The sequence below is a fragment of the Roseiconus lacunae genome (genome assembly GCF_008312935.1).
GTDB lineage: Bacteria > Planctomycetota > Planctomycetia > Pirellulales > Pirellulaceae > Stieleria > Stieleria lacunae.
This window is the reverse complement of the sequence record NZ_VSZO01000026.1, coordinates 1-7,311: the sequence shown is the minus strand read 5'-3', so window position 1 is coordinate 7,311 and position 7,311 is coordinate 1. Positions and strand designations below refer to the sequence as shown.

Sequence of the window (7,311 nt, the reverse complement as noted above, 5' to 3'; positions counted from 1 at the left end):
GGGGGGGGGTCCAGCGGCGGGTTGCCCTCTTCACCGAGTGCCATTGTCGTCATTCGTGGTTGTTGTGCATCGGCATCACCAAGTAGTTGGTAAGCCGCCGCAGACGTTAGGCCCGCGACAACGGCGGCTCGTAAGAAGCTGCGTCGGCCAAGTCGACCGTCGCGTTTGGCGTCGAGGAGGGATTCGATCGATTGAGGATTTTGATGTGGCATGTTGTTGTTCCGGCGAATGGTTGCGAGGGACTGAAAAAAGACACGCCCGAAATGATTCGGGCGTGTCCGACGAATGGCGTGGTGATTGGTTAAAAGCGGCGTCGCAAGATACGGCCGCGGATGACCGATGAACGAGGCGTCGAGCGTTGGATCATGGAGGAAACTGTTCCGCCGCTGTAGCCATTGCCGTAGCTCGGGCCGTTGTTGGGGACGTAGCCACCGGCGTTGCCTCGGTTGTCGATCGCTTCTGATGACGATCGACCGTACGTCCCCCAAGTACGGGTTTGGGAATTCGATCGGGCATTGGCCCAGTTACCGTTGGCGACAGCATTGCTGTCGCTTCTGCTATAACCGCCGACCGTTCGGGCAAGTGAATTGGAATGCGATCGGGCTCCCCAGCCGTTGGCCGACGAATTGCCACGGCTGATCGCAACGCCGCCATGTGAGATTGCTGAACTTCGTCCACTCGCGAAGCCGCCGTTGCGTCCGTCACCGGTCATGGTCGATCGGGCATAGCCGCCACCGGTCGCCAGGGCACCGGAATGCAGACGGGTGTTGCCTCGTCCGTAAGCACTTGAAATCGCGGTTCCTCCGGTCGAGTAGCTTGACGAGGTGACTTGGGCATCGACATCGCTGGCGGTCGTCATTGCGGTCAGAAGAGCGGCTGCGGCGAAGAATTTGGTGAAGCGTTTCATCGTCAAAGTTCCTTGTTTTCAGAAGGCAAAAAGCGGTTGTTTTCTTGCCGGCGGAGACTCTCGTCCGCCAACACCAACACCTGCGTCTCTTGCCTTCCACCCCCTTAACACTTCATGGCTTTTTTTATTAGATCGCAACCGGAAATTACTCGGCTTTCGATTGAATGGCGGCGACGCCAACCACCGTTGATCCGTTAAAACCGGTGCTAACGCACATCGGCTGATCGGTCGTGATCAAGTTTCCCGAGGCTCACAGCACCCGAGGTGACAGAAAATTCGCCGCGAGGCGAAATATTCGCCGGCGAACTCCGTCACGAAATCGAATAAGTACTAGTTTTTGCGGCTCAAACACGATCGCACTGCGTTGGAACACCTTTTGCTAAGTAGCGTTGCTACACCGCAGTCGGTGTCTCGATCGATCTCTTGATGACCACCGATGATGGGTTTCTCACAGCGTTTCACCAAGCTTCAGTTCTGGAAGCCCCCACTCGGTCGCTACCGAGACGAATTCCTTGACCGAAGTTCATCATTGCTCGTCTCGATTTGCATTCATCTGGCCCTGCTGATTTTGTTGGCCTTGTTGACGTTCGAGCGGTCCACTCAATCGTCCGTTCTGCGGATTGCGATGGATAAAGCCGATGGAAGTGTCGGCCCCCAATTGAGGTCATTGGAGTTCGCCGAAACCATTCCAGTCTCAATTGGCCAGCCAAAGGAATTTGAAGTACCGGTGGAGGTTTTCGAAGACAGGCAACAACCTGTCGACGTCAAAGCAATCTTGCCGACCCCGCCGGTCGAAGCAGCCGTTACCAATGTTTCTCGCGCGTTGCTGCAGCCCGACAAAGCGGAGTATTTGAACCCAACCGGCAAAACAAGAACGTCAGTGTTTGGGCTTGTCGGTGAAGGAAGTCGATTCGTCTATGTCTTTGACCGATCTGAGAGCATGAATTCGGGCGTCGTCTATTACTCCGGCGATCAGGTGACTGGCGAACAAACGTTGCTGATGTTGGCCAAGGCGGAATTAATCCGGAGCTTAAAAGAGCTCGACGAACAAAACTCTTTTCAAGTGATCTTCTATAATCATCAACCGACTCCGTTTCGGAATCCATTCTTTCGGCGTGGGGCGCTCTATCGTGCGAGCAAGGATGTCCGTGCCGAGGCGTTGTTGGCAATCGAAGAGATGACGGGCGTTGGAAAGACCGATCATCAAATGGCATTGGGCCAAGCGGTCGCGATGAATCCCGACGTGATCTTCTTGATGACCGATGGCGAAGCAAAGGACGACTTGACATCAAGGGAGGTCAGACAGATCGTGAACCTTTGTCGTCGTCGCAGAATACAGATCAACATCATCCACTTTAGTCCTAATCCGCGAACGGACTGTTCGTTGATTGATCTGGCGAAACGGACCGACGGGCAACACCTCTTTATCGACATCCAGGATGCGATTTCCAAGTCTTTATGAACTATCCAAACAAAGTCTCGATTCGTATCGTGTCGTCATGGATTCTACCGATGTTCATGGTCTGTCTGTTGATCAACGGTGACAGAGAATCCGTCGCGGCTGCCGAGGAAACGGAAATGAGTTCACCATCGAAGTCCCGGCAGGAAATCACCCCTGAATGCAAACGCTCCATCGATCAGGGATTCCAGTGGTTACTGAAGTGCGTTCGCCGCAATGGCGTCGGCCCCGACATTGGGCTTGAACCCGATTTAGGTTGTACGGCGATCACAGGACTGGCGTTACTATCCGAAGGAAACACGACCACGACGGGACCCCATCAACGCGAGTTGCGTTTGGTTCTTGATGCCACTCTCACGATGCTTCGTCACTATCCGGAAGGGCATCCGCCAAACGAAACTCCGTCGATCGTTCAACGCAAAATAGGATTGAACGCAGATCTGTTTCTCGCAGCATTATTTTTGACAGAGGTTGTCGGAGACGCTGGCTACTATGAAGAGGATGTCTCAAAGCGGCTGAAAACGCTGGTGGAGGTAATCTCCCGAGCACAGCAAGCCGATGGCACTTGGGGAAGTGAAAGCTGGGCGCCAATTCTCGGCACTGTACTTGGCTGGGAAAGCATGCGTTCGGCATCTTCATGCGGAATGCGGGTCGAGGGGGCAATCAAGCTGGCTGTCGATGCGATGCTACAAAACCTTCGTGAAGTCGACCAACAGAACGCCTCTAGTTGGATGCACAACTTTTACAAAGAAGCGTCCGCCATTCGCGTCCTTTATTCGAACGGCTATCACGACGACGACGTCTTTCATGAAACGGTTGATCGACTGATTCAAACCGCCAGAACGGATTCACGCTACTTCAAATTCGCAGGTGGTGAAGAGTACCTGTCGTTCTTCCTTGTCACCGAGTGCATCTTGCAGTCGCCGCGTGCGGAAGCGGAGAAATGGTTTCCGTTAGTGCGAGACAACTTGATCGACGTGCAAAATCAAGACGGCAGTTGGACCGGCCATCACTGCATCATCAATCGAAGTTTTTGTACGGCCGCCGCGTTGCTCACGCTCCAAGCTCCGAATCGCTATCTCAGCATCTCCGATCATTGATCTCTACCATTCTAAATCTCGATGTATTTCTAAATCGTTGCGCGTCCGCTATGGAAGCGGTTTTTCAAGTGAACGATTTGAGGGCTAAAAGCTGAACACACTTGAGATTTGGGCTCGTTTCACTCCATCCGGGGAAACTGGGGGCTGCAGCCAATATCGCCCGCTTGCAAATTGGCAGTAATGCTTCGCTACGGTGTCGCTAAAGCTGCCGATGCGATGAGAACAAACGACGTTGCAATTAACGGATCGTTTTCACGCATCCAGGGATAGGGGCTAAAGTACTGCCCGGCGTCTTGCCGGCATGATTCGAGTGCCCTCAAGTACTCTAATTGCAGCTTAAGCAGCTGCGGTTCCGGATTGAGTCGCAACACTCTTCCCAATGACGCGGCATGATAGAAATCGATCCCACGAAGCACATCGACAGAATGACTTTTAGTGTCAACTTGAGTTAGGTACTCCCTTAAGTCTTGGCACAAATATTTGAATATCGCCTGGGTGGTCGGATCTTGATGTTGCTTGAGGCAAATCAATCGACAAACCAGAGCATCTGCCGTCGCGGATCGATACGCTCGGGCATGAAGTTCGCCGTTTGAAGTACGTCTACTTCCTGCTTTATTAAGCGGATCATTAGGGTTGGGTGTAAAGAAATAACCGATCGATTTGGTGAGTCGCTCTCTCGAACGACACCGGTCGATGAATCGCAATACGGCGGTCTGAATGACATCAGTTAACGCGCCGACGGCCTGGAGTCCTTCGAGAGCATAAGCGGTGACAGAGACATTGGCAGATGCCTGGGAGACAGAATCTCGCATTGGCGAATCAGAAAAGCCCCATCCCCCGGCATTCATTCGGCTCATTTCGGAGTCGTGAGTGTGCTTCCGTTGGCGTTGTTTGAGTCGTATTGCGAGCTTTTGAGTTAGACCAGCAAAGACCACTTCATCGTAGGGTCGCAAGGCTGCCAATAACAGCGCGATTGTGTAATTCTCTCGGCTGAGTGGCGTGTCCGCCGAGGTGTCGTTGAGTCTTTTCAATAGACGCGTTTCCAGGAACGAAATCCCACGGCGTGTCGCATCGGCTGGTTCCGATTCGTTTGACGTTCGTCGCTGAGACAACGCATACAAGACCAGAGCTGTCATTCCCAACCCATCTTCCAGGTCTCGGTAGTTCTTTGAATGCCACCCACCGTCATCAGATTGTTGATCGAGCAACCATCGTTGGCTTCGCTGCCATCGTCGGTCATTACTTAACGACTTGTATCCAAGGACATTAGACGGTGCGGCTACGATGCCGCCCGCCATAATCTGACAGCAAGATCTGCGGCTGAACGGCAATTCCCTCATCAAAGCCAATTCCAGTGTTGGGGCATATAAAACAACCAAACAATGAGATCACAGCACAGCAGATCTCATGCCTGCGACGAAAGTCATCGTTGATGCAATAGTCTACCATTTAGACCTCGTCGCCGTCGTTGTTTTGAGAGGCGTTATGTTTGCCCCAGAAGCATCACTGTCCCCATCCGCATCGTCGTCGGCATTGCATTCACGAATCAGGGCCAGTTCGATTGACGAGTGACTTGCGAAATAGCGATCTTCACGGTTGAGTGCAGACTACGCCTGTTCACGGAACCGGTGCTAACGCACATCGGCTGATTTATCTTGGGATCTTCTCATTCGCTGCATGGCGTTAGCCACGGTTGATTGAGACTTCCGTCGTGTCTGCGGACAACCGGTGCTAACGCACATCGGCTGGTGTTTCGCGCCAAAAATTTCGATGGACGCGAAACACCAGCCTCATTGTGAAACCTTGAAATCGATGTTCGACGAAGGACTAGCGGCGAAACCGGCGCCCCGAGGTACGAATGATGCGGCGGTTCGACGAGGTTGGTTGACTGCCATAGTAACTTCCGGCTGAGCCAAAATTGGTGGTTCGGCTCTTCGAATAGGTTTTGGTGCGATTGCCAAATCCGGTCGACGTACTGCCCCCGTAGACGCGACCGCTGGAACGCGTTCCTGTTTGGCCGCCGCTGATCACGCGACGATTTCCACCTTGGCTGACGACGCCGCCGTGACTGACGTGGGCACCGCCACGACCGATGTTCAGTTGCACGTTGTGGGCGGCTCCCAGTGGACCACCGCCGACACCAACCGAATTGCTCAACGCAATGCCATTGGGGCCCGCCCCGACGGCGAACCCGTGGCCAAAGTCGACGCCATTTTTGCTGCTTGCTCGGCTCTTTCCAAATTGGAACATTCCCTTAGCGTTACTTCCGGCACCGACCTTTCCACGGCCAATATCGACCCATGATCCGGCGGATTGTGCCGAAGCACTGGACGCGACAAAGCTGGAAATGACGAGTGCGACGAACAGGGTTGCGTTTGAACGGGTGGCGATTGTCATGATTCTCTCCGAGCAGTGGAAGGTGATTTTCAGTCGGCTTAATTGCCTTTCACCAACACCTGCGAAGAGTTTCGCTAGTTCCCTTAACAGAACCCGATGAAAAAGAAACGAACATCGCGATCACGTGGGTTTACCGACGATCGTCAGTTGGTAAGTCAGGATGCCAGGTTGGGGCCGCGTGGATCAGCGATAGGTTCAGGGCTTTCGATTCGTCTTTCAGCCCGAGTCGGCGGGCAGTGGAAGAGATTAAGATCAGGGGCCCCGTTTGCAGTGACATTGGCAACGAATCGATTGATGATCGCCACACGCCAAAGTCCTCACTCAGCTTCGCCGGTGAATTTGTTTGCCACGCCAACTGGGTGGCGAGCATCGCGATGACGGGACGATCACTTTGCTTTGATAGCCGTTTGATCGCCGTTTCAGCAGCCGGGCGGTACTTGGGAGATCGCAATAACCAGCTTGCGGCGACGAGTTTGACGGCCAGCGACGGCGATGAAGCCATCTTCGCTGCCGAATCAAACAATGTCGCCTCGGCCGTGCCGGTCCAATCGATCGGTAGCAATGCGACGACGACCTGGGGAAGCGGACGCGAATCGAGTTGGTTGACAAGTTCAAGCGAAATCTCACCACGTCCACTTCGCATCGCTGCTTGAGAAGCCAGCATCGACAGCCATTGCTGACGCCAAACCGGCGGTCGTTGCGAGACCTCTTTTTCACTGACGCTGCGAATCAATCCGGTTAAGGCATCGGTATAAGCTTGCCGGCCAAACGCATCGATCGCTTGTCGTTGATCGTCGGGAAGGTCGAGGGGCTCAATCGAAATTAACCGTGCCGCCGAGTGACGCTGGGCGATGGTTTGGCCGTCAACAAGAATAGAGATTTGGTGCTCGTCGATCTGTTCGACGACGCCAGTGACCGTCTTGACCGGCGAGGCGTACCAGCGAGTCTCTGGATCATTTGCCGCAGCACGTTGGCGTGGCTCGAGCTGAATGCGATATCGCGCGTCTTGTGAATAACAACAGCGATTGGCGCAAAAGCCAGCCGTGAATAAACACGACAACGTCAATAGGACAGCAAGTTGGTTTTGTTTCATTCGGAATCTACTGTCGGTCACTCGTATAGAATCAACTATGTTAACGACTGCTAATGCAAGGACCGAATGCAGGCGGAAATGCCCCAGCCACCACGCAATGCCTACCTCTGCGACCAAGTCGCCAACACTAGCAGGTTCCGGCTAAGGATCAAAGTCTTGAAGGGACGGTAGGAGTGCTTCGTTCCAATTCGATTTTAGGTTTAGCCGAATGGCGTTAGCCACGGTTGAGTGAATACCATACCCCCACGTACCCAACCGGTGCTAAGCAGTTGAACACGAAAGATTCGGCTTAAGTCATTTCACTCTCCCACTGGGCATTGGTATCTACACAAGTGCGAAGGGGAGAGCTTTGGCT

General features: G+C 53.6%; 7 protein-coding genes. 2 read left to right on the top strand and 5 right to left on the bottom strand.

The annotated features are described in order from the left end of the window. Together FYC48_RS22035 and FYC48_RS22030 are read right to left on the bottom strand one after the other, a co-directional pair. On the bottom strand, positions 1-212 hold a 212-nt coding region (locus FYC48_RS22035), incomplete at its 3' end, for a hypothetical protein (RefSeq protein WP_200836673.1). An 89-nt stretch (positions 213-301) separates the two neighbouring features. Further along, positions 302-907 carry a hypothetical protein gene (locus FYC48_RS22030; protein ID WP_230775802.1) on the bottom strand — a complete coding sequence of 202 codons (606 nt, stop codon included), beginning with the start codon at positions 905-907 and terminating at the stop codon, positions 302-304. A 436-nt stretch (positions 908-1,343) separates the two neighbouring features. On the opposite strand from FYC48_RS22030, the gene FYC48_RS22025 reads away from it, so the two are divergent. Beyond that, complete coding sequence (locus tag FYC48_RS22025; protein ID WP_149498965.1) at positions 1,344-2,369, top strand: vWA domain-containing protein; 1,026 nt, start codon at positions 1,344-1,346, stop codon at positions 2,367-2,369. A 29-nt stretch (positions 2,370-2,398) separates the two neighbouring features. Then, complete coding sequence (locus tag FYC48_RS22020; RefSeq protein ID WP_149498964.1) at positions 2,399-3,466, top strand: prenyltransferase/squalene oxidase repeat-containing protein; 1,068 nt, start codon at positions 2,399-2,401, stop codon at positions 3,464-3,466. A 188-nt stretch (positions 3,467-3,654) separates the two neighbouring features. Here FYC48_RS22020 and FYC48_RS22015 read toward each other — a convergent pair whose 3' ends face one another. The 3 genes from FYC48_RS22015 to FYC48_RS22005 all read right to left on the bottom strand — a co-directional run bounded on the left by FYC48_RS22015 (position 3,655) and on the right by FYC48_RS22005 (position 6,956). After that, positions 3,655-4,806, bottom strand: a complete 1,152-nt coding sequence (locus FYC48_RS22015; RefSeq protein ID WP_149498963.1) for a prenyltransferase/squalene oxidase repeat-containing protein — start codon at positions 4,804-4,806, stop codon at positions 3,655-3,657. 487 nt (positions 4,807-5,293) lie between these two features. Further along, positions 5,294-5,863, bottom strand: coding sequence for a hypothetical protein (locus FYC48_RS22010; RefSeq protein ID WP_149498962.1), 570 nt, complete (start codon positions 5,861-5,863; stop codon positions 5,294-5,296). 130 nt (positions 5,864-5,993) lie between these two features. After that, positions 5,994-6,956 carry a hypothetical protein gene (locus tag FYC48_RS22005; protein ID WP_149498961.1) on the bottom strand — a complete coding sequence of 321 codons (963 nt, stop codon included), beginning with the start codon at positions 6,954-6,956 and terminating at the stop codon, positions 5,994-5,996. Between the last annotated feature and the right edge of the window lie 355 nt (positions 6,957-7,311).